The sequence below is a fragment of the Streptomyces sp. NPDC045778 genome (genome assembly GCF_056431945.1).
In genome coordinates this window covers 142,316-166,531 of the sequence record NZ_JBWKJZ010000009.1, presented here as the reverse complement: position 1 = coordinate 166,531, position 24,216 = coordinate 142,316, and the positions used below count along the sequence as shown (strand labels likewise).

Sequence of the window (24,216 nt, the reverse complement as noted above, 5' to 3'; positions counted from 1 at the left end):
CTCCGGTCGCCGCCGCCGCTCAGTCCGTGAACCCGTGGTGGGTGATCTCCAGGACCTCCGTGGCGACGGCCGGACTCGCGGGATCGAGGCGGGGGCCCTGCCAGCTGACCGGCAGCACGTCGATCAGCCCCCAGCGCGCGACCTCCGAGCCGTCCGCGCGCAGGGCCGCGATCTCGGCGGTGGGCCGCTTGATCCCGGTCTGCACCGACGAGATCCACTTGGCGACCTTCGCGGTGTCCGGGGTGAGCGGACGGGTCAGCCGGATGGTGGAGAACGTGACGCGGGACGGCAGTTGCCACACGAAGCCGTTGTTGCCGCCCTCCTGCCGGTGCTCGACCTCCACCTGCGAGGACAGGCCGTCGCAGCCGTTGAAGTAGCCGAGGCTCTCGCCGTCGATGGAGAGACGGAACCACATCGTGGAGCCCGGGTCCTGGCGGGGCATCGTGCGGGGGCCTTTCTGTCGTCGCTGCTGGGGTGCGCGGAACGGGCGGGGCTCAGCGATGGTCGTCACGGAGCCTGCCGATCCGCTCCCGGTCCATGCGGAGTTCGGTACGGATCAGCCGGGTGATGCGGCCGACCATCCGGTGCACCAGTTCGTCGATCTGGAAGTCCGACAGGTCCTTGGGGTCGAAGGTCTCCTGGGGGACCCGCGTGTAGCCGGGCGGCGCCGGTTCGGCCGGGGTCGGAGCCGGGCTTGGGCTCGGGCTCGGGGTGTACGGGGGCAGCGGGTCGTCGGGACGCTCCGTCCTGTGCGGCCCGACGCGGCCCAGGGTGTCGGCGACCGTGGCGGCCGAGGAGGCGGCGAGGGTACGGACCGCGGAGAAGGGACTCCGCTGGACCGCCAGCTCCCCGGCTCCGGGCGCCGGGGGCACGGAGGCTACGGGCGCGCCGAGGCCGGGGCGGGGGGCCTTTCCGGGCGCGGTGCTGCGCTGTACTGCGGCTCCGGGCGAAGGGGCTGAGGTGGGTGGGGCGGTGGGGCCAGGGGTGCTCTTCGCCGGGCGCTGCACGGGGGGTGATGCCTTCGGGGAGGCCGCTGCCTGTACTGAGGGCTCCGAGGCGGGTGTCGCCTTGGATGAGGCCGCGACAGCGCGGCTCGGTCCGGCAGGCCGGCTCGGCGTACCGCGTGCCTCTCCCGGAGTGCCAGGTGCCGACGAACGTACGCCGGACGCCCCCAGGTTCCCCGGCCCGACGGCTCGCTGCACCGGCTGCGGGCTGTCGACGGAAGGGGTGCGACGGACCGGGCCGCGCGCTACCTCGCCGGTCATGCCGCTGGTGGGTGCTACCGGCAGGTCGGCCGATGCGGAACCCTCGCTCGCACCACCACGTGTCGTGCGCGTCGGAGCGACTTCGCGGCGCGCCACGGACAGAACGCGACGCTGAACCGCCGTCGACACGGTCGGTGCCGAGGTGAGGGGGCGAGGCGAGGAGGTGACAGGGGACACGGGCGCCACATGAGCACGGCGAACCGGGGCCGGGGCGGAGACCGAAGGCTCGGGCGCGGGCGACCTCTCGTCATGTGGCCGGTCGTTCCCGGTGACAGTCGACGAGGGCACGGCAGGTGACCCGCCGGACGCCTCTCCGGACGGGCCGGAAGCCACTACCCCTGCGGATGCTGTTGACGATGACCCGGCAGAGGAGGGCGGAGTGGACACCGCACGGCTCGGCAAGGAGCCGGAGCCCGCCCGCTGCCCCTTGGACGAGGGACGCGCGCGCCGTTTCGTCTGCACAACGGGGCTGTGCGAGACAGAGCCTTGTGCGGCAGAACCCTGCCTGGCAGGCGGCCCAGAGCGCGCGGGCGGCACCGTGGAGGCCGCGGGCCCCGGCTGGTTGCCCGGGCCCACGGGTTCGGCGCCCCCGGGGGCCCGGCTCGGCCCCGGGGATCCGCCGGTCCCCATGGACCGACGGGATCCACCAGGACCACCCGGACCGCTGGGAGCACCGGGTCCCAACGCCCTCACTACGGGCCCCGCCGAGGACACGGGCGGTGCGGCGGACGCCTCAGACGGCGAAGGCGCCCCGGACGAGGAAGGCCGCATAGGCCGTGCTGACGGCGACGGAGAAGACGAAGGCGAAGAGGACCGCAACGAAGGCGGTGAAGGTGCCTGCGACGAGGACGATGAAGAGGTCCGCGCCGGGGACGGCAAAGGAGGCTGCGCCGGAGTCGGCGAGGGTGAGGGTGCCTGCGCCGGGGATGGCGAAGAGGTCTGTGGCGATGCGAGTAGAGGCGGCTGCGCCGGAGTTGGTGAGGGTGAGGGTGCCTGTGCCGGGGACGGTGAAGTGGTTCGCGGCGATGCTGGCAAAGAGGACTGTGCCGGGGTCGGCGAAGGCGGCTGCGTCGGGGATGGTGAAGAGGTCTGTGGCGATGCCAGTAGTGGCGGCTGCGCTGGTGTCGGCGAGGGTGAGGGTGCCTGCGTCGGGGACGGTGAGGCGGTCCGCGGCGAAGCCGACAAAGAGGATTGCGGCGGGGTCGGCGAAGGCGGCCGCGTCGGGGATGGTGAAGAGGTCTGTGGCGATGCCAGTAGTGGCGGCTGCGCTGGAGTCGGCGAGGGCGAAGGTGCCTGCGTCGGGGATGGTGAAGAGGACTGCGGCGATGCTGGCAAAGAGGGTTGCGGCGGAGTTGGCGAGGGTGAGGGTGCCTGCGTCGGGGACGGTGAGGCGGTCCGCGGCGAAGCCGACAAAGAGGATTGCGGCGGGGTCGGCGAAGGCGGCCCCGCCGGAGACGGCGAAGAGGACTGCGGCGATGCCAGTAGTGGCGGCTGCGCTGGAGTCGGCGAGGGTGAGGGTGCCTGCGCCGGGGATGGCGAAGTGGTCTGTGGCGATGCCAGTAGTGGCGGCTGCGCCGGAGTTGGGGAGGGTGAGGGTGCCTGCGTCGGGGACGGTGAGGCGGTCCGCGGCGAAGCCGACAAAGAGGATTGCGGCGGGGTCGGCGAAGGCGGCCCCGCCGGAGGCGGCGAAGAGGACTGCGGCGAAGCCAGCAAAGTCGGCCGCGCCGGAGTTGGCGAGGGCGAGGGCGGCCCCGACGAAGACGGCGAAGAGGGCCGCGCCGGAGACGGAGACGACGAAGGCAAAGGCGCGCGAGGCGATGCCGACAAAGAGGGCCGCAGTGAAAGCGACGGAGGCGAAGGCGCCCGCGACGAAGACGGCGAAGGCGCCCGCGACGAAGACGGCAACGGCGCCCGCGACGAAGACGGCGAAGGCGTGTGCGGGGATGCCGGCGAAGAGGGGCGCGGCGGAGGCGGTGAAGGTGTGCGCGGCGATGCTGGCGAAGAGGGGCGCGGCGGAGGCGGCGAAGGCGCGGGTGTCCGCGGCGGAGGCGGCGTCGGCGAGCCCGGCTCCGCCTCGCGCAGCGGAGCGACAGGCACCCCCCGCCCCACCGGCTCCCGCTGCGCAACCGTCCAGGACACCGCGCTCACGGCCCCTTCGAGCCCCGTGACCGGCCGCGCCGGATCAGTCAGCGGCGCCGAGGAGAGCAGGCCGCCGCCGGCGCCGTCCAGGACCCTGGTGCGGGACGACGCCACCGTGAAGGAGGGGTCCTGCCACGTCGGCAGCCGCCTGCCGAACGCGGCGTCGGCGACCCCGGCCACCTCCCCACCGACGGCACGCTGAATCGGCGGCAGCCCCGACCAGGCGGCAGCCCGTGACACCTCACCGGTGTCGGCGGAACCCGCCACCGGGCCCTCACCGGGGCCCTGCCCCGCAGGCCGGCCCGGGCCACCGGGCGGCCCGCCTTCGCTGCCGCCCCCGCGCACCCGCACCCGCACCCGCGCCCGCGCGCCACGCAACCGGTCCAAGAACCCCACCGTTCAGCCCTCCGCCCCGGCGAGTGCCACGAAGGACGCGATCTGGTGCGCGTAACGGCGGCGGTCGTGGTGTTCGAGGTCCAGGATCGTCTCCAGGTTCCAGTGGAAGTGGTAGGCGACGTACGCGATCTCCTCGTGCAGTCGGTCGGTCGCGTACGTCACGATTCCCCCAGGCGGCTCCCGCCGAGTTCCACCTCGAACGGCTCGGAGCAGTGCGGGCACTGAACCGCGGCGCGGGTGTGGCCCTCGGCGTTGATCTGACGGTAGAAGTCCTGGAGGAACGCGAGGTCGGAGGCGAACATGTTCTCCACCGTCCCGTCGTGCACCGTCGCGAGAGTGCCCAGGCGCGTGATGACGCGCCCGAGCAGCACCACCGACAGGTACGCCGGGTTCTCCTGGACGCGGACGTCGCGCAGCGGGACCAGTTCGTCCCGTGCCGTCGACAGGCGCATCACCCCGTCCCGGTGTACGGCCCCCGCCTCGTCGACGTATCCGCGCGGCAGTTGGAAGGGGAACTCGGTGCGCAGCTCCCGAGGCGCGGTCCCGGGGGAAGCGGCGGCGGGAGACGAGGACGGGGACCCCGCTCCCGCCGCCGCGCTCTGAGGAGCCGGCGCCGCCGCGGGGGCCGTGCCCCGGCCCGGCGCACCGACAGCCGTGCGTCGCATTACTCGATGACCAGTTCTTCGAAGACGATGGTCACGGTCTCGGTCAGCGCGGAGGCCTCGCCCGCCTTGAGGGTGCTCGCGTCGATCTTGCTGCACCAGGCGTTGCGCAGGTTGTACCGCTTCACCGGGTTGTCCTCGTAGTCCATCATGATGATCGAGGCGTTCTTGCGGGCGGTGCTCATCCGGCCGTTGATCGAGTCGTTGATCCACTGGGTGAACGAGGCCGACTGGGTCATGCCGCGCACCACCGTGCACTGACCGTTCTTCTGCACGCCCGGCAGCAGGTTGGTGTCGATCTGCCCCTGCGCGGTGTTCTGCTGGCTGACGATGACGTCCTGCTCGATGGTGAGGCCGCTGACCTCCGAGAGGTACTCGACCATCACCCCGTCGATCTGCAGACCGAAGTTGTGTGAGGTGAGGGAGTCACCCTGCATGAGACTCATGGATTCGCTGTCCTTCTAGGCTTGGTGGTGTGCGAGCGGGCGGGCCGGGACCGGCCGGGGCGGCTACTCCTCCAACTCCCCGCTCCCGCTGGAGAACTGGGAAAGCCGGAAGATCACGAACTCCGCCGGCTTGACCGGCGCGACGCCGATCTCGCACACGACGCGGCCCAGGTCGACCGACTCCGGCGGGTTGGTCTCCTCGTCGCACTTCACGTAGTACGCCTCGTCGGGTCGGCGGCCGAAGAGGGCGCCGCTGCGCCACTCGTTGACCAGGAACGCCGAGATATTGCGCCGGATGCGGGCCCACAGGGCGTGGTCGTTCGGCTCGAACACCACCCACTGGGTGCCGATGAGGATCGATTCCTCCAGGTAGTTGAAGTACCGGCGGATGTTCAGGTAGCGCCACTCGGGGTCGGACGACAGGGTGCGGGCACCCCAGACGCGCACGCCACGGCCGGGGAAGGCGCGGATGCAGTTGACGCCGATCGGGTTGAGCAGGTCCTGCTCGCCGCGCGTGATCTGGAGTTCCAGGTCGACCGCGCCGCGCACGACCTCGTTGGCGGGCGCCTTGTGCACGCCGCGCTCGGCGTCGTTGCGGGCCCAGATGCCGGCGACGTGCCCGCTGGGCGGCATCAGGCGGACCCGGCCCGTGGCCGGGTCGAAGGTCTTCAGCCAGGGGTAGTAAAGCGCCGCGTACTTGGAGTCGTAGCCCGCCGTCTCCTGGCGCCACACCCGGATCTGACGGGCATTCAGGCTCGGCGGCGGGTCGATGACCGCGACCCGGTCGCCCATCAGCTCGCAGTGGGCGATGAGCCCGAGCTGTACGGCCTTGACGGCCTCCAGGTCGATCGTGCCCCGCTGGTAGGCGGCCATGAGGTCGGGCACCGCGACCATGGAGATCTCGTCGATGGCCTCAAGGCCGCCGAAGCCCGTACGGTCCGCGGAGTCACCGAGGTACTGGGCCGGACCGGGGTGCGCGGTCGCGGCCTGCTCGACGGGGGCGGGCGGGGGCGCGGGCGCCGGGGGCAGGGCCAGGGTGACGGTCTGGTTCTCGGGGCGGGCGAGCTGCGCCGCCGCTGCCGCCTCCGTCACGGTGATGAGCTTGGAGCGCTCCTTCACCTGGGTGACGACGTAGGCCCGGTTGCCCTTCTTGGCGCTGACGTCGAACGTCTCGACCGGCTTGTCGCCGTCCTTGACGATGAGCTTGAAGCGCTCGGCCGGGCCCTCGCCCTCGGGGTCGGCGACCTCCACCGTCAGCGGGCCGTGCGCGCCCCGGGCCGTGGCCACCACCGAGAACGTACCGAGCTGCCTCGGCTCGGCGGCGGGCAGGGCCGCGGCAGCCGCGGGCCCGGCCACCTCCGCGGCGGCCTCGCCGTCATCGGCGGAGCCGCCGACGCGCACCACGTACGCGGCGGAACCCCCGTTGTTGAAGAAGCCGTACACGGAGTGGGCCAGGTAGTACCCGTCGGTGAAGTCGCCGAAGGAGGTGACGTACTGGGTCCAGTTCGTCACCAGGGTCGGCTCGTTCAGCGGTCCGGTCGGCGCGAGGCCGACGAAGGCCGCGACGGAGGTGCCCACCCCCTCGATCGGGCGCGAACCACTGGCCACCTCCTCGACGTAGACGCCGGGCGACAGGTAGGACGGCATGCTCTGCTCTCCTCCGGGGTACGAGACGGGACGACTTCACCCTGACGGGCGCGTGCCGCCGCCAAAACGTCCCCGGGTGCCGGTCGCCGGGCAACGCCCCTGCCCTCAAGGGCACCCCGCGCGGCCCCCGGCCGCCGTGCCGGACCGGCCGGTGACGCCGCGGAGCCAGGCGGTGGGTAAGTGGGAGGGGACAGGGGCACCCACCTCCGCCCCTGCGGGCAACAGGGTCTGCCCGGCCGCCTCCTGACGGCGGTGGCGGACCCTCCTAGCGTCGAGGCGTGAGCCTTTGGACCTCTTTGGAACCTGCCTCAGCGACCGTCGACCCCGGAGACAGCACCACAGTGCGGCTGCGGGTGCGCAACACCGGTGACATCGTCGACGAGTACCGCTTCGAACCGGTGGGTGACCTCGCCCCCTGGACCACGGTCGAGCCGCGGACACTGCGGCTCTACCCCGGGACGACCGGCGCGGTGGAGCTGACGTTCGCGCCGCCCCGCACGCCCGACGCCACCGCCGGACCGAACCCGTACGCCGTACGGGTCACGCCGACGGAACATCCGGACGCCGTCGTCGTCCCCGAGGGCAACCTGACCATCACCCCCTTCACCGAGGTGCGCGCCGAACTGGTGCCGCCGACGGTGAAGGGGCGGTTCCGGGCCCGGCCGAAGCTCGCGGTGGACAACCTCGGCAACACCAAGGTCACCGCCTCGCTCAACGGCAGTGACACCGGCGACCGGCTCTCGTACGACATCCAGCCGGGCAACGTGCAGATCGAGCCGGGCCGGGCCGCGTTCGTGAAGGTGACGCTGCGGCCCCGGCAGATCACCTGGTTCGGCTCCAAGGGGGAGCAGCCGTACTCACTCGCGGTGCGGCGCTCCGGGACCGAACCGACGGAGGTGGACGGCACCTTCGTGCAGCGCGGCGTCCTGCCGGGCTGGCTGGCCACCACCTTCGGCCTTCTCCTCGCCCTGGCCGTCACCTTCGTGATGATCTGGATGGCCTACCAGCCGCAGGTCAAGAGCGTGGCGCGGGAGAAGCCCGCGGAAGCGGGCAAGATCAAGCCGGTCGCTCCCCCCGCCCCCGCCAAGAGCCCGCCCGCAGGAGGGGACGAGGAGAAGGACGACGAACCCGCGGCCGAGCCCGAGGGCGGCTCGTCGCAGAAGCCCGAGGGCGGAGGCGGCGGCGAGGACGGCGGCGGGGGAGAGGACTCCGGCGAGGAGGAGCCCGAGGAGCAGACCGCTGCCGACGCGGTGCGCGAGCTGGCCGCGGACGGCGAGGGCCGGCACGTCTGCTATCGCGCCTACGTACAGGACGAGGGCTGGCAGGCCCCGGTGTGCGACGGCGACGAGGCCGGCACGGTGGGCCAGGACAAGCCGATCCGGTCCCTCAACATCGCGGTGTCCGGCACGGGCGGCGTCAACGCCACCGCCGCCTACGTGACCGAGCACTGGCGCGCGGGGGACGACTGGAAGAACGCGGGGGACGGGGAGGACCTGTACATCGGGGACGAGGAGTCGAACTACCCCATGGAGGGCTTCAGCATCAGCGTCCCCGACGGCTCCGTGTGCTTCGAGGCCTACGCGAAGGACACGGAGTGGATCCAGGAGGTGTGCACCCCGGAGGGCAAGGACTTCTACGCGGGCGCGCCGATGGAGGAGGACCGCCAGCTGGAGGGCATCCGCCTCAGGGTCTGAACCCCCGGCCCGCCACGCACGGCTGAGGGGGCGGGCGGCTGCCGCCCGCCCCCTCACCAGCTCGCTTCGCCCGGCACCAGGCGCCCCGCCTTGCGGTACTCGCGGCGGGCGCCCTCCCGCAGGTCCACCGCCCCCACGGGCTCGTCCCGGCCGGCGGCGAGATAGGCGGCGGTGACCACCGCGCTGCGGATGGCGCCGCCCGCCAGCTCGAACTCCCGGGCGAGGGAGCCGACGTCGATCCCCTCGGCGCGGGGCACGTGCGACAGACCGTGCCGCCACAGCGCGAGCCGCTGTCCCGCGTCCGGGAAGGGGAAGTCGACCACCAGGTCCAGACGGCGGGTGAACGCGTCGTCGATGTTGGCCCGCAGATTGGTGGTGAGCAGGGCGATGCCGTCGAAGGACTCCAGGCGCTGCAACAGGTAGGCGCTCTCCATGTTGGCGTACCGGTCATGGGAGTCCTTGACCTCCGAGCGCCGGCCGAAGACCGCGTCGGCCTCGTCGAAGAGGAGCACGGCGTCCGTGCGGTCGGCCTCCGTGAAGATCCGTTCGAGGTTCTTCTCGGTCTCGCCGACGTACTTGTCCACGATCGAGGACAGCTGGACCACGTACAGGTCGACCCCGAGGTCGGCGGCGATCACCTCCGCGGACAGCGTCTTGCCGGTGCCGGACTCGCCCGCGAAGAGACCGAGCACGCCGCGCCCACGGCCGCCGCCCGCGCTCAGCCGCCAGTCGCCGAGGACCCGGTCGCGGTGCCGGGCGCGCAGGGAGAGTTCCCGCAGCTCGGCGAGGGGCCCGTCGGGCAGGACCAGGTCCCCCCAGTCCACCGCGGGCCGGATCCGCCGGGCGTGCCGTTCGAGCCCCGACGCGGACTGCTGCCGCGCGGCGAGCCGCACATGGGCGGCGCCGAGCGGCGTCCCGTCGAAGGCGGCGAGCGCCGCGGCGGCGCGGGCGGCCCGGGCGATGCGCTCACCCCCGAGGTGGTACGGGGCCACGGTGCCGGCCAGGTCGAAGCCGTCGGCGTCCGGGCCGAGCGCGGTCCGCCACGCGGCGGTGCCCCCTGCCGCGTGCCGGGGCGCCTGGAGCACCAGCGGGTCGTGCGCGGACCATAGCGGGTCGTAGGGCAGGGGGTCGGCGAGCAGCACGGTCACGTCGGTGGCCGCGGTCAACTCGGCCACCATCGGGCCGGGGTGCTCCGGCAGGCCGCACACGACGACCGCCCGGCCGCTGAGCCGGGCCTCCCGCAGCAGCTCGGGGACGCCGTCCGCGGAGCCGGAGAAGCACAGCGCGTCGAGGCCCGCCGCGCGCAGGGCACGGGCGAGGGTGGCCAGGGCGTCACCCTGGCGGTGCTCCCACAGGTAGGCGGTGACAGGGCCGTCCCCGAGCCGGGCGCCGAGACGGCGGACGAAGGACTCGTCGTGCTCCGGCGCGGGCAGCGGATCGGGCAGGGCGCGCACACGGCCGAGGAGCGCGGCGTCCGGCGTGTCGTCACCCAGCAGATGCGCGACGAGCCGGTCCGGGACGCGCAGCGCGCGGGTGAGCAGCGGGCGGTCGGCGTCCTCGACGGCCAGCAGGCCAAGGGCCCGCAGCGGCGCCGACGGATGGAACCGGGCCCGGGCCTCCGGCAGATGCGGCGGCAGCCCGCATAGGTCGAGGGCGAGGCCCACGGTGGCGCGGCGGCGGCTCACGTCGTCGTTGAGGTAGCCGTACAGCGGCTCGAAGGAGCGGTCGAGTTCGGGCGCGAGGGCGATGAGCAGCACGGCGGTGTCCAGCTCGGTGAGCCGCAGCCGCGCGGCCGTGCGGGCCAGCCGGTCACCGGCGTCGTCCGGCCGCGGCGCCGGCCCTTCACCACGTACGTCGTTCTCGGGTGCGGTGGTCTCCGGGGCGCGCAGCAGCCGGCTCACGGCCTCCGGGGACACGTACAGGCCGCGCAGCGGGTCGTGTGCGGTGGGGTCGTCGGCGGAGCGGTGCTCGACCAGGGCCGCGACCGATCGCCGCAGCGCGGCGAGCCTGTCGAGGAGGGAGCGCGCCGGGTCCGGCCCGCCGGGCTGCGCGGGCCCACCGGCCGCGGGAGACGAGGTGTCCAGGGCCGAGGTGCTCATGGCTGCTCCGTGCGGCTCCCCGCCGCCTGCTCGTGTGCGGCGCGGGCCGCCGCCACCTGGTGGGGCCGGTGGGCGCGCTCCGCCGACCGGGGCGGGCCGCCGTCCATCCCGCCCACGCGGACCGCCGCGCCCTCCGTGACCGGGGGACCCGCGTCGTAGTCGGGGTACGCCGGGAAGGGCACCGTGACCGCGAGGTCCACGGAGGGCTTGAGTTCGCCGCCGAGCGCGGACCAGATGTCGGCGAGGGAGCGGGCCTCCGACGGGAAGCCGCCCACCGCCACCGGCACCGCGAGACCGAGGCGCCCGAGCGCTTCCGGCAGCTCGTCGGCGGAGAGAAGTTCGTGAGGGAGCAGCGTCGCCAGGACCGCGGACAGCAGCCGGTGTTCGTCCTGTGGCGTCTTCGTCCAGGCCGTCACCAGGTAGGAGAGGCGGAACCAGCGCGGAGGCCTGCGGTGGCGCACCACCACGGCCCGCTCGTCCCGCAGCCCCGTGCGGCCGCGCTGCCGCCGGGACACGTCCTCCCGGATGTCGTACAAGTACGCGTTGACCACGGGGGCGTTGCGCCGGGCCGCCCAGTCGCGGGTGGGCACGTCGAAGGACACGTCGATGCCGGAACCGGCGAGCGCCCCGCCGCCGATGAGGCCCTTGAGGACCTCGTCCACCTCATGAATCACTCTCGCGCTCCCGCCCGGCGTCCGCGCCGTGCCGACTCTTTGGGCCCGGCCACCGATCGTTCCCCCCGCGCCCTCCCGAGCGCAGGCACGGCGGGGACGGCGGCGGGGCAGCGCGGCTGCCCCAAGGGGCGGACGCCGTGGCCCGGCCGGTCAGATGTAGCCCTCCCGCAGGGCGTAGGCCACCGCGTGCGCCCGGTTGCGCAGGTGCAGGCGCGTGGTGAGGCCGTGCATCACGTTCTTGACGGTGCGTTCGGAGTACGACAGCTTGAGGGCGATCTCCGAGGTGTCGAAGCCCTCGGCGACGAGACGCACGACGTCCACCTCGCGCTGGGCCAGGCCCAGGAAGCCCCCCGGCTGGTCGGCGCAGCCCCGGTGCAGGCGTCCCACCTGGCCGATGAGACGTCCCAGCAAGTCGGAGGGTAAATCGCCGCCACCCTTGGCGGCGGTGAGGACGGCCTGCACCAGACGGCGGGCGGTGGCCTCGCGGCGCCAGACGATGGCGCCCACACCGCACTCGATGACGTCCAGGAGTTCGTGCTCGCGGACCGTGCCCACCACGAGCACGGCACGCACGCCGTCGCTGCGCACGGTGCGCCGAAGGCGGGTGAGCGCGCCCTCGTCGAGCGTGTCCTCGATGAGCAGGGCGACCGTGGCGGGCGCCGGGTCCTCGCACAGCTCGACCTCCGGGTACCGGCGCAGCTGGCTGAGGACTCCCTCGCGGCTGATCGGATCGGGAGCGGTGACGGTGAGCCGGACCCGGTTCGGCTTCGGCGCGGCGGCGACGGGGCCCGGGGGCGAGCTGGACAAGGGGGTTCCTCACTTCTGCGGCTGCGGCGATGCGCGCCTCGCGGAGCACGGCGAAAGGGCGCGTCTAGAAGGGCAGGACGCACCGGCGCTTCCGCGGGGCCGGGGCTGCCCGCGTCGGCTGGGGGCGAGCCGGAGGGGTCGCCCGCCGGCTCGCCCCCGGCCGGGGGCCGTGACCGGTCCCGGGAGGGCCGGGCGCCGCCGGTGCCCGGTGGGCCGGCGGCGCCCGGTGGGGGTCAGGAGCAGGGCTTGTAGAAGTGCTTCCAGCCCTTGCTGGGCATGGACGGCGGCTCGGCCGGGGTGCCCCAGGCGCCGTACTTCTGCTCGTGCTCCGCGTTGTACTTGCCCGGGCCGCTGCTCGCCTTGGTCAGCCGCACGTTGCGCTCCCAGACACCGTCACCGGCGTTGCTGAGGATCGCCAGGTCCGGGTAGGCGTCGCCGCCGTAGTTGGCGATCCGGAGCTGCTTGGCCTCGCCGGCGTCGCCGATGTCCAGGTGGCGGGTGCGGGTGGAGCTGAGGTTCGACCGCTTGAGCGGTCCGGGACGGTAGTCCGCGACGCGGGCCGTCGCGGGGTCGTCCACGCCGGACGGCTTGACGATGTTGACGACCAGGTCCAGCTTGCCGTCGTTCTGGAAGTCGGCGACCGCGGCGGTCGCGACCTCTCCGGTCCGCTTGCCGACGAGCTTGCTGACGGTCTGCGCGCTGCCGAACGTGCCGTCGGCCTTGCCCCACTGGATCGTCATCTTGGTGCCGGTGTGACCGGGGTTGCTGATCTTGTCCGGGCGGCCGTCGCCGTCGAGGTCGCCGACCAGCGTCGTGGCGTCGGACAGACACGCGGCCGCCGCCCGAGCGGCCTGGCCCGACCGTTCCGCGCCGCCCGAGCCCGACGACCCGGCCGCGCTGGCCTCGTAACCGGCGACCGTCAGGGTCAGGGCGACAGCCGCGACGGGCGCGGCGATCAGACGTGAGCGCTTGCGAAACATCTACGAACTCCTCATGTCATTGCTGCTCTACCGTGCTCCAGAACCAGGCCTCGCACCGCGTCCCGTGCGGCGACGAGGCCCGACGCGGGACGTGGAGATCCGTCCGCCGAGCACGGATCGAGCATGCGCGGTCACCCGCCCCGGGCGCCAGGAATGCCGGGGAGTTGGGGACACTGGAACACCGAAACGGCCTCTGAACAGGTGAAACGTAAGCCGCCTGGAACGCGGGGATGGGACGCGCGAAGCCGCGTGAGCGAGGCGTGCGGGCCACCTCGCCGTTCTGGGGCCGCCGCCCTAGGCGGCACGCGAGCGGCCGGTGTGCTGCGTGGCGGAGGACGTCCGGGGATCGACGACGCCTGGTGAATGGCGGCGCCCTATGGATGAATGGCGCCTCACGTCAGGTGCTGGTCCTCGTCGCGCCCGGGTGCCCGCGGAGCGGATCGCGGCGCCTGCTCGCCACCCGCGGCGCCCGTCCGCCGCCCGGCGTCGCCGGCCTCCCGTGACCGCCGCTCACGGCACTGCCGTCAGCGCGTCGCCCACACCAGGACGCCCCCGACGACGAACAGCAGGAACACAGCCGCGTTGGTCCGCTTGTACGCGACGATGATGGCCGTGAACTCGCGGAGCGTCGCGTTGGGCCAGAAGTACGTGGCGGTGGGCGAGCCCACCACCTGCCCGCGGATCCCCATCCGCCGGGCGGTGAGGGCGGCTCGGAAGGCGTGGTAGTTGTTCGTGACGATGACGCAGCGGTAGCCGGGGCTCGCCTTCTCCATGATCGCCTTGCTGAACCGCAGGTTCTCCTCCGTGGTCGTCGACTTGTCCTCCCGCTCGATCAGCTCCTCGGGGAAGCCGCGGTCCGTCAGATAGGCGGCCATGGCGTGGGACTCCGGCAGGTCCTCGTCAGGGCCCTGCCCGCCCGAGGTGATCACGGTGGGGGAGTTGCCGCGCTTGGTGAGCCGCGCGTGCACCTCCCGGGCCCGGTCGAGCCGGCCGGCCAGCAGGGGCGGCACGGTGGACCCGCCGATCAGACCCGAGCCGAGCACCACCACGAAGTCGGCCTTGCGGCGCACGTAGAGGCGGCCGTAGAGGAAGGAGTAGCCGACGAAGCACAGGAACAGGAACGAGAGGTAGCAGGTCAGCCCGAGTGCCGTCGCGCCCGCGCCGAGCAGCGGCGGTGTCCGCACCACCGCCGCCGTGATCAGCAGGGCGATGACCGCGAGGACCGCCACCGCGGCCATCAGCGAGAACAGGTTGGTGAGACTGCGGCCCTCCTTGCGCACCATCTGGAGGCCGTTGAGGAACAGCAGACACGTGAGCAGGAGGATGCCGAGCGCCCCGACCGCCAGGACCGAGCCGGCGACGACCGTCCCCGAGGTCGAACCGGATCTGATCAGCTCGGCGATCCACGCGACGAGGGCGCTGAGCGCGGTCAGGCCCAGCAGCACGGCGTTGCTGAACTTCCGGCGTTCACGCAGCACCCGCCAGCAGAGGACGAGGAAGAGCAGCGCCGCCGGCGCGTATACCCACACGCGCACAGCGTAGGCGGGCCCGGCACGGGTCGGCGGCCGCCCCCCACGACACCGCCCGCACGGGCCCCGGGTCGCGGGCCGGATGTCGTAGGTTGCCGCCTTTGTCCGTCGTACGGTCTCCGGGAACGTGTGCGCCGAGACGCACAGGGAACGCGGTGTTACGCGACGGACGGGGTGCGGCCGGGGCCACCGGGGACACCGGGTACACAGCCCCGGCCGCGCGGGCGAAGGAGGCGGCCATGGCGACGGACGACCGGGCGGACACGCGGACCGGCACGATCACGACCTCCGTACCGGCGCGCCTGGACCGGCTCCCGTGGTCGCGCTGGCACTGGACGGTCGTCATCGGGCTCGGCACCGTGTGGATCCTGGACGGCCTGGAGGTCACGGTCGTCGGCAGCATCGCGAGCCGTCTGTCGGAGGAGGGCAGCGGGCTGCCCGTCAGCGCGGCGCAGGTGACAGGCATCGCCGCGGCCCTGTATGTGGCGGGCGCCTGCTCGGGCGCCCTGTTCTTCGGCTGGCTCACCGACCGCTACGGCCGCAAGAAGCTCTTCCTGATCACCCTCGCCGTCTACCTGGCGGCGACCGCGCTGACCGCGGTGTCCTTCTCCAGCTGGTGGTTCTTCGCGTTCCGCTTCCTCACCGGCTTCGGCATCGGCGGCGAGTACGCGGCCATCAACTCCGCTGTCGACGAGCTGATCCCCTCGCGCTACCGGGGCCGCGTCGACCTCATCATCAACGGCAGCTTCTGGCTGGGCGCGGTGGGCGGCGCCCTCCTGTCGGTGCTCGCGCTCGACACCGACCTCTTCGCGATGAACGTCGGCTGGCGGCTGACGTTCGCCCTCGGCGTGGTCCTCGGCCTGGTCATCCTGCTGGTGCGGCGGAACGTCCCGGAGAGCCCGCGCTGGCTGTTCCTGCACGGCCGCGCCGAGGAGGCGGAGGAACTGGTCACCGGCGTGGAGGAGAGGATCGCGGCCGAGAAGGGCGGCCCGCTCCCGGAGCCGGAGGGTGAGATCACGGTCCATCCGCGCGCCGGCATCGGCTTCGGCGTCATCGCCCGCACCGTGCTCTCGACCTACCGCAAGCGCGCGACCCTCGGCCTGTCCCTCTTCATCGGCCAGGCCTTCCTCTACAACGCGATCACCTTCGGCTTCGGCACGATCCTCACCACGTTCTACGACGTGCCGAGCGGCTCCACGGGCTACTACTTCGCCGTGATGGCGGTCGGCAACTTCCTCGGGCCGCTCCTGCTCGGCCGTCTCTTCGACACCCTCGGCCGCCGGATCATGATCTCCGGTACGTATCTGCTCTCCGGCCTTCTGCTCTTCGTCACGGCCTGGCTCTTCGACGGCGGACACCTCACCGCGAAGACCCTCACGGCCTGCTGGTGCGTGGTGCTCTTCTTCGCCTCCGCCGGGGCCAGTTCGGCCTATCTGACCGTGAGCGAGATCTTCCCCATGGAGACCCGCGCCATGGCCATCGCCTTCTTCTACGCCATCGGCACGGCGGCGGGCGGCATCAGCGGCCCCCTCCTCTTCGCGAAGCTGACCGAGTCCGGCGTCGTCGGCGACACGGTGCTCGCCTTCCAGGTCGGCGCGGCCCTGATGACCCTGGCAGGGCTGGTCGCCGCCGCCCTGGCCGTCAACGCCGAACGCCGTTCCCTGGAGGACATCGCGGCCCCCCTGTCCACCGCGACACCCCCGGGCACCCCGAGCTGACCGCCGCCGGGGCGGATGGCCGGGGGCGGGGTGGGGGAGAACCCCTGGCGGGCGCCGGACGGCGGCGCCGGCCACAGCGGAGCGTCGCTCGCGGCGACCCCCGTGTCCGTCCCCCGCGTTCTCGGAGAGTGACCTTTGCGCACCTTGACCTTCGTCATCGGTACGGGCCGCAGCGGCTCGACCGCGCTGTCCCGCATGCTCAACTCGCATCCGGACGTCCTCAGCCTCAACGAGTTCGTGGCCTCCGTGGGCGGCGCCGCCTTCCCCGAAGGGAAAGTGACCGGCGAGGAGTTCTGGCAGACGCTGTTCCGGCCCGCCCCGCACTTCGAGCGGATGATCCGCAGCGGGGTGCCGCTGCCGGAGTTCCTCTACACGCGCCGCCCCGGCCGGTACGCGTCGGAGACCACCGGCATCCCCGCGCTCTCCCTCATGGTCCTGCCCCACCTCACCGACGACCCGGACGGGCTCCTCGACGAACTGGGCGCGGCGGTGGTCACCTGGCCCGAGCGCACCGCGGCCGACCACCACGAGGCGCTGTTCGACCTGCTCCGCGCGCGGTTCGGGCGCACCGCCGTCGTGGAGCGCTCCGGCTACTCCACCGGCCGGGCCCCGCAGCTGCGGGCCGCCTTCCCGCACGCGCGGTTCGTGCACCTGTTCCGCGACGGCCCGGACTGCGCCCTGTCCATGAGCCGCCACCCCGGCTACCGCGCGATTTCCCTGATGCGTGAGATCAAGGCGCGGACAGGCGTGAAGGACCTCGCCGACCTGACCGACGCCCACGTACGCGCGCTGCCCGCGGACCTCTCGCCCCTGCTCGCGGACCGCTTCGACCCCGCCCTCGTACGCGACCGGCACATCCCCTTGCGGACGTTCGGCAGCCTCTGGTCGGAACTCGTCACCGAGGCAACGGAGTTCCTGCGCCGGCTCCCCGCCGGTCAGAGCGCCACGCTCGCCTACGAGGACCTCCTCGACGCACCCCGCGAGGAACTGACCCGCCTGGCCGCGTTCATCGGCGTCGAACCGCTCCCGCGGTGGCTGGACGGCGCCTGCGCCCTGCTCGACCACAAGCGGCGGGGCTCCGCCCGGAGCCTTACGGACGCGGAGCTGGACGAGCTGAGGGCGAGCTGCGCCGCGGGCACACGCGCCCTGGGAGGGCACCGCGGCAGGTGACGGAGACACGCGATCGCCTTTTGCAGGGCGGTTCTCGGCCAGTGCCGGGTGATCCCGTTGCCCCGCTCCCGCCCTCGTGTGACGTTCGGCTGGCACGTCCAGCCGAACCAAACCAAGGAGCACCAGAGATGACCCTCCAGCGGACCCGCCTGATACCCGCCGTCGCGACCCTGGTCGTCGGCGGCGTACTGGCCACCGGCACGGCCTCCGTCGCGAACGCGGCGGACACCACGACCGCGCACCGCACGACGACGGCACAGGGGGTCCTGCTCGGCTCCCTGCCGCCCGAGGGACAGGAGCAGCTGCGCCAGATCGCCGCCGCCATCTGGCCCGACCAGGCCGCGGGCTGGGACATGAACACCGACGTCGCCGACGTGCTCTCCCAGGCCACCGGCGAGATCCTGCGCTGCTCCGAGGCCTTCGCCCTCGTCCCCAGACCCCCGGCGTTCCTCCCGGGCCTGAGCTACCTGCGGAACTACTGGAAGCAACTGCGCGACTATTTCCTCGTGGTCAAGGAGAACCGCACGTACCGCGTCTGCGTGGTGAACGCCGCCCGCAACTACCGCACCGCGATGGAGCTGGCCTCCATGGGCATCTGATCCGCCCGGACCCGGCCGGCCCGACGCACGGAGCCACCGCGAAGTAGCGTACGGCTCAGACGTCCCCTGGGGCGCGCACAGGCGCCCCAGGGGACAGACCATGATCAAGTGACACTGCTCAGGGGGTTTCTGATGACGGATCGTACGGAGTCCATCGAGTCGATGGAGCAGCTCGCCACCGTGTGGCGCGCCATGGCGCTCGACCTCGACGCGGACGCCGATGTGCGGGACCTGCCGGGCATCGCCGTGCGCTGGGCCGACAGCCGGTTCGTGTTCTGGAACTGCGTCACGCTGACCGAGGTCGACGCGGACACGGCGCTCGTCGAGGAGCGCCTGAGCCAGGTGGCGGACCTCATGCGCGCGAAGGAACGCCCCGGATACCTGTGGCTCTTCGAGGACCTGCTCGCTGACGAGGCGCGCGCGGAGGTGCGGAAGGCGGCGGACAAGGCGGGACTTGAGTACGCCTTCCCCGGCACCGGCATGGCCGGGGACTTCCTGCCCATCCCCGAGCCGTCCCATCCGGACCTGACGTTCGTACGCGTGACCACGGACGAACAGGTGCAGGCGTACGCGGATCTGAACGCGCGCGCCTACGGGTTCACCCTGGAGGACGGCCGCGCCGGCCTCGTCGGGTCCACGCTGTGGACGAGCGAGGTGCACGCCTACCTCGGCCTGCGGGACGGCGTGCCGGTGACGTGCGCGGCGACGATGGCGGCGGAAGGGCGGCTCTTCGTGGCGCTCGTGGCCACGGACCCGGCGTGGGAGCGCCGGGGCTACGGCGAGGCGGTGACGCGCAAGGCCCTGCACGAGGGCGCCCGTGCCACCGGCCTGACCCGCGCCGTCCTGCACGCCACCGAGGCGGGGGCGCCCGTGTATCCGCGTATCGGCTTCAGGCCGAACTCGCCGATCCACTTCTACGGACTGAAGGGCTGACCTGCGCACAGCCCCGCTCGCGCACCCGGCTGACCGCCGCCGATGAGCAGCGGCCGGCCGGGTGAGCGCGCGGGCGGTCGGTTAACCCTTAGGGCAGAACTCCGCCTCGAAGACGTCCTCGTAGGGCTTGCCGTCCTCCAGCCAGTCGCCGTTGAGGTGGAAGGTCAGGGTGTGCTTGCCGTCGGCCGTCGTCGCCGTGCTGGTGAGCGAGCCCCAGACGATGCCGTCGTGGCCGTAGACCTTCACCCCGCACGACAGGGTGCGGACGATCAGTCCGGCGCCGTAGTCGAAGAAGGTGCCCGTCTTGACGGTGTCAAGGAGTTCCCGCTGCTGGGCGGCGGGCAGCAGATCACCCTTCAAGAGCGCGCTGTAGTAGCGGTTGAGGTCCCCCGTGGTGCTGATGATCTCGCCGGTCGCGCCCGACCACGCCGGGTTGTACTCCGTGGCGTCGTAGATCTCCGGACCGGGGTCGGTCGCGTACAGCTTGGAGTAACCGACCGCGTGCGGGGCCGGCATCTTCGGGTCGGTGCCGGGGAAGGTGGTCTCGCGCAGCTTCAGGCGCTTGATGATGCGCCGCTCGGCCTCGTGCGCGTAGGTGCGACCCGTGACCTTCTCGATGACCATGCCCGCGATCACGAAGTTGGTGTTGGAGTAGTTCCAGCTCGTGCCGGGCTCGAAGTCGGGCTTGTACGTGAGCGCCAGGTCTACGATCTGCTGCGGCGTCCAGGCGTCGTAGCGGTGGGCGAGGAAGCCCGGCCCGTTCATGTGCTTCCGCCACTCCGGCGTGGAGACCATGTCGTGCACGCCGCTGGTGTGGTTCAGGAGCTGACGGATCGTCACCTTGGTGCCGTCGTAGCCGTTGCCCTTGAGCAGGCCCGGCAGCCAGCGCTCGACCGAGTCGTCGAGGCTGAGCCTGCCCTCGGCCTCAAGCTGGAGCAGGACCACGGAGATGAAGGACTTGGTGTTGCTGCCCGCGCGCAGGTGGTCCGCCGCGGTGCGCCCCCGCTTCGTCGCGGTGTCGGCGTACCCCGCGGATCCGAACCACTTGCCCCGCGGCCCGCTCACCTCGGCGGCCACCCCCGGCATCCCGGCCCGCTCCAGCGCGTCGAGGGCGCGCTGGGTGGCCTCGTGCCTGCCGCCCTGCTCGGCCGCGCTCCCGGTGCCGGCGGCGCAGGTGAAGGCCACCGCCGCGCTGATCGCCACGGCCGCGCCCCGCAGGAAGGCCCGCTTCTTCCGCATCCCGCGCTCGGACATGCGTATCCCCCATGAGTCAATGATGATCATTTGACGGAGGAAGTGTACGGGTGTGCGAGGGCGCTCGCCGCTATGGCTGGTCTTCGCCGTCGGGTGGTGCCGTGCGGTCGTCGACGACGATGACGACGGGCTTGTCGTCCGGGTGCGGTGTGGTGGCCAGGGAGCGCACGGTGGTGGCGACGCGCTCGTACAAGTGGTGCGCGATGGCCGCGGTTCCGGGGTCGACGCCTGGGGCGTGCTGGGTACCGCGCAGGCGCGTGAGGGTGGCGACGAGGCTGAGGCCCGACACGTCCACGGTCACGGTGCCGTGCTCCTCCTCGACCGCCCCGGGGATGTGGAAGTGGCGGTCCTGCCCGGCGTGCTCCACGAGGAACGCCCAGGTGTCCCGGTGCACCTGAAGCCGGGCGGCGGAGATGCCCGCGGCCCTGCGGAGGAGGTCCGTGTGATCGGTTTCGCGCTCGCTCCGGTCGCTGCCGCCGTAGGCGTCGCCCTCCACCGAGACGGGCGCTTCCGGCACGGGCCGCGGCCTTTCCGCAGCGGGCCCGGCGCGGTCGAGGCCGTCGCGGACCACGGCCCTGATCTCGGCGAGCCCGGTGGTGATGGCGGCGTTGGCGTCCTGTCTGGCCTGGTCGACGGCGTGCTGCTGGCTGTCGACGCGCTGCCGCAACTCGCCGATTTCACGCAGGATTTGCTGAAGCTGGAGGCTGTGGTCGGGCCCCTTGCTGAAGAACGCCATGTACCCCCCTGTGCCTGATGGAAAGGGCAAGCGTCGCGAGGGCCGGTCCCCTCGACAAGCATGCGATCCGGCCAGGGGTGGCGGCGGTTCTCGTTCGTTCGGGTGCGCGGTGCCGGGTTCGCCTGTGGGGAGGGGGGTTTTGCGGTTGGCTGAGGTGGTCTTGACCGTTGCGGTGAGGAGGTTCGGACCGGTGGATGCGGAGTCGGATCGTCGGTTGGCGGCGTTGGCGCCGGAGATCTCCGGGGTGACCGCCTCGCTGATGCGCTCGGTGGCCGGTCTTGAGCCGCCGGAGCGGGTCCCGGCCGAGGCGTGGCGGGTGTCGGGGCGGGTCTTGGAGGAGCACGGCGTGGACGGCTTGCGCCTGTTGCTGATGTGCTTGACGGGGTGGGCCGTGGCGCAGACCGAGCGGGTGGCGATGTTGCAGGGCCGGTCGCTGGACGCCGTCCTGGACGAGCTGGACGTGGCGCGGTACGAGGTCCTCGACGAGGACTGAGCGGGGCTTGTGCCGCCTCCGCCCGCTTGATGATCGCGCTCGGCTCGGCAGGGTTCGGCAGGGCTCGGCTCGGCAGGCGAGGGCTGACGCGGCGGGCCACGGCCCGCAACGGCACTGCTCCGAGGTGGAGTTCCGGCCCCGGCCGCCCGGGCGGTATTCGGCTCAACTCATGCCTGTATCCGGCCGTTTCAGCCCTACGAGGTGTCTTCGTCACGCGGCGGCACATGCTGGGAGCAACAGCGGTACCCGAGAGGTGGGTGCCGCGTCCGTGTGCAGGGGGGATCACGATGACCCGGCGAAGCCGTGTGCTCAGACGGGCCGCAGCGGGAGGAGCCGTTCTCGCGGCCGTGGTGCTGGGGGCACCGCCCGCGCCGGCGGGGGAGGCGCGGGCGCAGCAGCCCGGGTTCCTGGAGCCTTCCGACATGCCGCCGGACCCGTTCTCGGACTGGTACTGGTCCTCGGGGCCCGACGCGGGGCTGCCTGGCTCGCCGCACTGCGTGGACCGCTCCTTCGCGTTCCCGGACAACGACCTCTGGCAGGCCACCTACAGCACACCCGAGACCGCGGCCGCCGAGCAAGTGGTACTCGTCCTGCCCGGCGAGACCGAGGCCGCCGCCTTCGCGGAGAGCCTCGACGCGACGCTCTCCCGCTGTGAGGCCACCATGGAGGAGGAGAACCCCGGCAAAGACGTGACGTACCGGGACCACGGGCGGATCGACGTCGAGGAGGGCGCCCACGTCCACGGCGCCGGATTCCAGAGCCGGTACGGATACCGGAACTTCCTGGTCGCGGTGGGCCGTGACGGTGACACGGTCACCCTCGTCTCCTGGGAGAGCAACTGGGGCTCCCCGCCCGTGGACGCCTTCAAGGAGACCACTCGTACGGCTGTGAACAAGCTGCGATGACACGGGGGTTCGCGGTCAGGGCGTATGCCTCTCCCTGAAGGGAACCCACCCACCGGGAAGCCCTCCGGCCCCGGCTCGGCGTGCCCGTTCCGCGCGCGTTCGGCCTCGCCGGTGCGGAGTGCCGGTGGAGCGGGAGGCCCTGCCCGGAGGTGGGGCCTCCCGCTCGCCCTCGGCTCAGAAGGTCACGCCGAGTTGCCGAACTCGCCCTGCCGCGTTGCCGCACCAGGGAACCCGTTTGCGTTGCTTACGTGGCTCACGAGTTCGGGCACTGCTTCCAGGCGAGCCTGTACACGCTGCTGACCTTGGCGTCGGTCGAGTCCATGGTCATGAAGCTGGTCCTGCCGCGGTCCGATTCTCCGAGCAGGACCCGCAGCTCGGTGTTGACGTTGAGGTTCCGCTTGGCGCCGCACGGCGCCCAGTCCAGGTCCTCCCACGGTTTCGAGTCGGTCGCTTGCCAGTTGTCGGCGTACGGGCCGCGCCATCGGTGACTCTCGGACGTGGTGTCGGACGAGCCCTGGAAGTAGTACGACGCCTTCTCCATACCGGTGACGCCGGGCTGGAGCGAGGCGTATCCGCGGTAGTCGACGCTGGCGATCGCGTAGGTGAAGTCCACCGGGGCATGCACGATGAGGCTGAGCTGGTAGTTCTTGCGGTAGTCGACGGGATCGGACTGCTCTCCCGCGCTGGCGAGGTAGTCGCTGTAGGTGACGGTGAAGGCCGAGTTGTCCGGCGCGGCGGCGACGGCGACCGTCCCTCCGGGACAACCTGATCCGTTGACTGTGTCGACCTCGACCCGGATCTTTTCGGCGGGCGGTTGGGGAGTCGTGGGGACGTCCTGGGACGTGCTGGGTGGAGCCAGAGCCATGGCGAACAACGCTGTCAGCGCGCCGCTCGCGAGAAGTCCACCGGCCATGGTTTTCCTATCGCGTTGATGGAGCCTGGATCCTGAAAGTGACGTGAGCGGTTTCAGGAGAGGGGGCACGTACCCACAAGGAATTCAGGGGGTCGTGCCAAGCGGGCGGGCATGGGGGACGAGCGGGCCGCCCGCTGACTGAGGGCCTCAGGCGACAGGAATGGTACGAACCAACGATGCGGCTGCCTAGGGGAAGTTCGGCCACGTACGCGGGGCCTGGGGCACGCCTGCCCCAAACCACGCTCAACGACGTTGGCTCAGCCGTCTCATCGCGTATGTGTACCTGATGCGAGGGGCAGCGGCTCGGTCCAGCCGTGGGGGCGGTCGCGCGATGCTTACAGTACGCAGGTGATCACCGACCGGAACGCGCTGTTCGACGGAGACGGGGAGGCCTCCGCCTCCCGGAAGGCCACCGCCCACGGGCAGTTCACCGCCCACGGGGAGTTCACCGCCGAACCGCTCACCGCGCGTTGCCGCCGCCTCGTGGACCGGGCCCAGCACGCGTGCGTGGGGATCAGCCCGTTCAACTCGTACTTCAAGCGCGCCCGCGTCGCGGAGCTGTGCCAGTGGGTGCTGCCCCGCTTCGAACGGGTGCACTTCCACCTTCCCGACGTTCCTTCGCAGTACACCCTCACCGCGACGGGGATGCCGCAGGACAAGGCCAGAAGGCGGGCGTACGAGAACGGTCTGAAGATGCGCAACCGCATCCGCGACGGCCTCCTCCACGCCACGGGCCGCGCGGACCCCGGGGAGTTCCTGCTCGACTGGGAGCACCTGGCGGCGAACGCGGCGTTTCAGCGCCTGTACCGGCAGGCCCAGCGCTGCTTCGAGACCGCCCCGGTCTTCCGCGGCATGTGCCTGAGCGCCTCCCGCGACGTCCTCGCCCGCCGCATGCATGGCGGCGAGCCGACCGAGGCACAGCTCCATGAGGCGGTGCGGTACTTCCTCGCCGACATTCCGCTGCTCATCGACACCCCGCAGATCACAGGGGCGGAGACATCGGTGTACGTCTACCACCGCGCGACCCCGTTCGTCGAAGCCCTCTTCGAGCACCGCCTTCTCTGGTCGCCCAGCCCTCAGCAGGGATACCTCGTCCTGCGCCCGGCGGAGGGTGGCGAAGGGGGCCGGCGACCCGAGGGAGGTCCCTGAGGCTGCCG

General features: G+C 72.2%; 23 protein-coding genes. 9 read left to right on the top strand and 14 right to left on the bottom strand.

Going from position 1 to position 24,216, the window contains the following annotated elements:
* Window positions 1-19 precede the first annotated feature (19 nt).
* Together AC07GB_RS14465 and AC07GB_RS14460 are read right to left on the bottom strand one after the other, a co-directional pair.
* Window positions 20-442 (bottom strand): phage tail protein, encoded by a 423-nt coding sequence (locus AC07GB_RS14465; RefSeq protein ID WP_478845127.1) that lies wholly within the window; start codon window positions 440-442, stop codon window positions 20-22.
* 52 nt (window positions 443-494) lie between these two features.
* Window positions 495-872 (bottom strand): hypothetical protein, encoded by a 378-nt coding sequence (locus tag AC07GB_RS14460; RefSeq protein ID WP_478845125.1) that lies wholly within the window; start codon window positions 870-872, stop codon window positions 495-497.
* 1,169 nt (window positions 873-2,041) lie between these two features.
* On the opposite strand from AC07GB_RS14460, the gene AC07GB_RS14455 reads away from it, so the two are divergent.
* The gene (locus tag AC07GB_RS14455; RefSeq protein WP_478845123.1) at window positions 2,042-3,433 is read left to right on the top strand and encodes a hypothetical protein; all 1,392 of its coding nucleotides are present in this window, start codon (window positions 2,042-2,044) and stop codon (window positions 3,431-3,433) included.
* A 370-nt stretch (window positions 3,434-3,803) separates the two neighbouring features.
* On the opposite strand, the gene AC07GB_RS14450 is transcribed toward AC07GB_RS14455, so the two are convergent.
* The 4 genes from AC07GB_RS14450 to AC07GB_RS14435 form a co-directional block, all read right to left on the bottom strand.
* Window positions 3,804-3,962, bottom strand: coding sequence for a DUF6760 family protein (locus AC07GB_RS14450; protein ID WP_478845121.1), 159 nt, complete (start codon window positions 3,960-3,962; stop codon window positions 3,804-3,806).
* Window positions 3,959-4,465, bottom strand: a complete 507-nt coding sequence (locus AC07GB_RS14445; RefSeq protein WP_478845119.1) for a hypothetical protein — start codon at window positions 4,463-4,465, stop codon at window positions 3,959-3,961. Before AC07GB_RS14445 ends, AC07GB_RS14450 begins: the two co-directional genes overlap by 4 nt.
* Window positions 4,465-4,908 (bottom strand): phage tail protein, encoded by a 444-nt coding sequence (locus AC07GB_RS14440; protein ID WP_478845117.1) that lies wholly within the window; start codon window positions 4,906-4,908, stop codon window positions 4,465-4,467. Before AC07GB_RS14440 ends, AC07GB_RS14445 begins: the two co-directional genes overlap by 1 nt.
* A gap of 63 nt (window positions 4,909-4,971) precedes the next feature.
* Window positions 4,972-6,555 carry a phage tail sheath subtilisin-like domain-containing protein gene (locus AC07GB_RS14435; RefSeq protein ID WP_478845115.1) on the bottom strand — a complete coding sequence of 528 codons (1,584 nt, stop codon included), beginning with the start codon at window positions 6,553-6,555 and terminating at the stop codon, window positions 4,972-4,974.
* A gap of 278 nt (window positions 6,556-6,833) precedes the next feature.
* Between AC07GB_RS14435 and AC07GB_RS14430 the strand changes: the two genes are divergently transcribed.
* Window positions 6,834-8,249, top strand: coding sequence for a hydrolase (locus tag AC07GB_RS14430; RefSeq protein WP_478845113.1), 1,416 nt, complete (start codon window positions 6,834-6,836; stop codon window positions 8,247-8,249).
* A gap of 53 nt (window positions 8,250-8,302) precedes the next feature.
* Here the strand turns inward: AC07GB_RS14430 and AC07GB_RS14425 are convergent, their stop codons facing one another.
* From AC07GB_RS14425 to AC07GB_RS14405, 5 genes are all read right to left on the bottom strand, one after another.
* Window positions 8,303-10,348 carry an ATP-binding protein gene (locus AC07GB_RS14425; RefSeq protein ID WP_478845111.1) on the bottom strand — a complete coding sequence of 682 codons (2,046 nt, stop codon included), beginning with the start codon at window positions 10,346-10,348 and terminating at the stop codon, window positions 8,303-8,305.
* Complete coding sequence (locus tag AC07GB_RS14420) at window positions 10,345-11,022, bottom strand: Pvc16 family protein (protein WP_478845109.1); 678 nt, start codon at window positions 11,020-11,022, stop codon at window positions 10,345-10,347. The genes AC07GB_RS14425 and AC07GB_RS14420 overlap by 4 nt, the downstream gene beginning before the upstream one ends.
* Before the next feature lie 150 nt (window positions 11,023-11,172).
* Complete coding sequence (locus AC07GB_RS14415) at window positions 11,173-11,829, bottom strand: helix-turn-helix transcriptional regulator (RefSeq protein WP_478845107.1); 657 nt, start codon at window positions 11,827-11,829, stop codon at window positions 11,173-11,175.
* A gap of 233 nt (window positions 11,830-12,062) precedes the next feature.
* Window positions 12,063-12,809 carry an FG-GAP repeat domain-containing protein gene (locus AC07GB_RS14410; protein WP_478845105.1) on the bottom strand — a complete coding sequence of 249 codons (747 nt, stop codon included), beginning with the start codon at window positions 12,807-12,809 and terminating at the stop codon, window positions 12,063-12,065.
* A gap of 524 nt (window positions 12,810-13,333) precedes the next feature.
* Window positions 13,334-14,338, bottom strand: a complete 1,005-nt coding sequence (locus AC07GB_RS14405) for a YdcF family protein (RefSeq protein ID WP_478845103.1) — start codon at window positions 14,336-14,338, stop codon at window positions 13,334-13,336.
* Window positions 14,339-14,577: 239 nt separating this feature from the next.
* Between AC07GB_RS14405 and AC07GB_RS14400 the strand changes: the two genes are divergently transcribed.
* The 4 genes from AC07GB_RS14400 (at window position 14,578) to AC07GB_RS14385 (ending at window position 18,758) form a co-directional block, all read left to right on the top strand.
* Window positions 14,578-16,056 carry an MFS transporter gene (locus tag AC07GB_RS14400; RefSeq protein WP_478845101.1) on the top strand — a complete coding sequence of 493 codons (1,479 nt, stop codon included), beginning with the start codon at window positions 14,578-14,580 and terminating at the stop codon, window positions 16,054-16,056.
* Window positions 16,057-16,191: 135 nt separating this feature from the next.
* Window positions 16,192-17,226, top strand: coding sequence for a sulfotransferase family protein (locus AC07GB_RS14395; RefSeq protein ID WP_478845099.1), 1,035 nt, complete (start codon window positions 16,192-16,194; stop codon window positions 17,224-17,226).
* Between the two features lie 128 nt (window positions 17,227-17,354).
* The gene (locus AC07GB_RS14390; RefSeq protein WP_478845097.1) at window positions 17,355-17,825 is read left to right on the top strand and encodes a hypothetical protein; all 471 of its coding nucleotides are present in this window, start codon (window positions 17,355-17,357) and stop codon (window positions 17,823-17,825) included.
* 132 nt (window positions 17,826-17,957) lie between these two features.
* On the top strand, window positions 17,958-18,758 hold the full coding sequence (locus AC07GB_RS14385) for a GNAT family N-acetyltransferase (RefSeq protein ID WP_478845095.1): 801 nt from the start codon (window positions 17,958-17,960) through the stop codon (window positions 18,756-18,758).
* Window positions 18,759-18,839: 81 nt separating this feature from the next.
* Here the strand turns inward: AC07GB_RS14385 and AC07GB_RS14380 are convergent, their stop codons facing one another.
* Window positions 18,840-20,012, bottom strand: coding sequence for a serine hydrolase domain-containing protein (locus tag AC07GB_RS14380; RefSeq protein ID WP_478845093.1), 1,173 nt, complete (start codon window positions 20,010-20,012; stop codon window positions 18,840-18,842).
* Window positions 20,013-20,082: 70 nt separating this feature from the next.
* On the bottom strand, window positions 20,083-20,748 hold the full coding sequence (locus tag AC07GB_RS14375; protein WP_478845091.1) for a hypothetical protein: 666 nt from the start codon (window positions 20,746-20,748) through the stop codon (window positions 20,083-20,085).
* Between the two features lie 190 nt (window positions 20,749-20,938).
* Between AC07GB_RS14375 and AC07GB_RS14370 the strand changes: the two genes are divergently transcribed.
* Both AC07GB_RS14370 and AC07GB_RS14365 read left to right on the top strand, forming a co-directional pair.
* A complete protein-coding gene (locus AC07GB_RS14370) occupies window positions 20,939-21,241 on the top strand; it encodes a hypothetical protein (RefSeq protein WP_478845089.1) in 303 nt (100 codons plus the stop codon).
* 347 nt (window positions 21,242-21,588) lie between these two features.
* A complete protein-coding gene (locus AC07GB_RS14365; RefSeq protein WP_478845087.1) occupies window positions 21,589-22,146 on the top strand; it encodes a hypothetical protein in 558 nt (185 codons plus the stop codon).
* Window positions 22,147-22,399: 253 nt separating this feature from the next.
* On the opposite strand, the gene AC07GB_RS14360 is transcribed toward AC07GB_RS14365, so the two are convergent.
* Window positions 22,400-23,059: a DUF4360 domain-containing protein gene (locus AC07GB_RS14360; RefSeq protein WP_478845085.1), complete on the bottom strand. Its 660-nt coding sequence runs from the start codon at window positions 23,057-23,059 to the stop codon at window positions 22,400-22,402.
* 348 nt (window positions 23,060-23,407) lie between these two features.
* On the opposite strand from AC07GB_RS14360, the gene AC07GB_RS14355 reads away from it, so the two are divergent.
* A complete protein-coding gene (locus tag AC07GB_RS14355) occupies window positions 23,408-24,208 on the top strand; it encodes a tRNA-dependent cyclodipeptide synthase (protein WP_478845083.1) in 801 nt (266 codons plus the stop codon).
* Window positions 24,209-24,216: the final 8 nt, after the last annotated feature.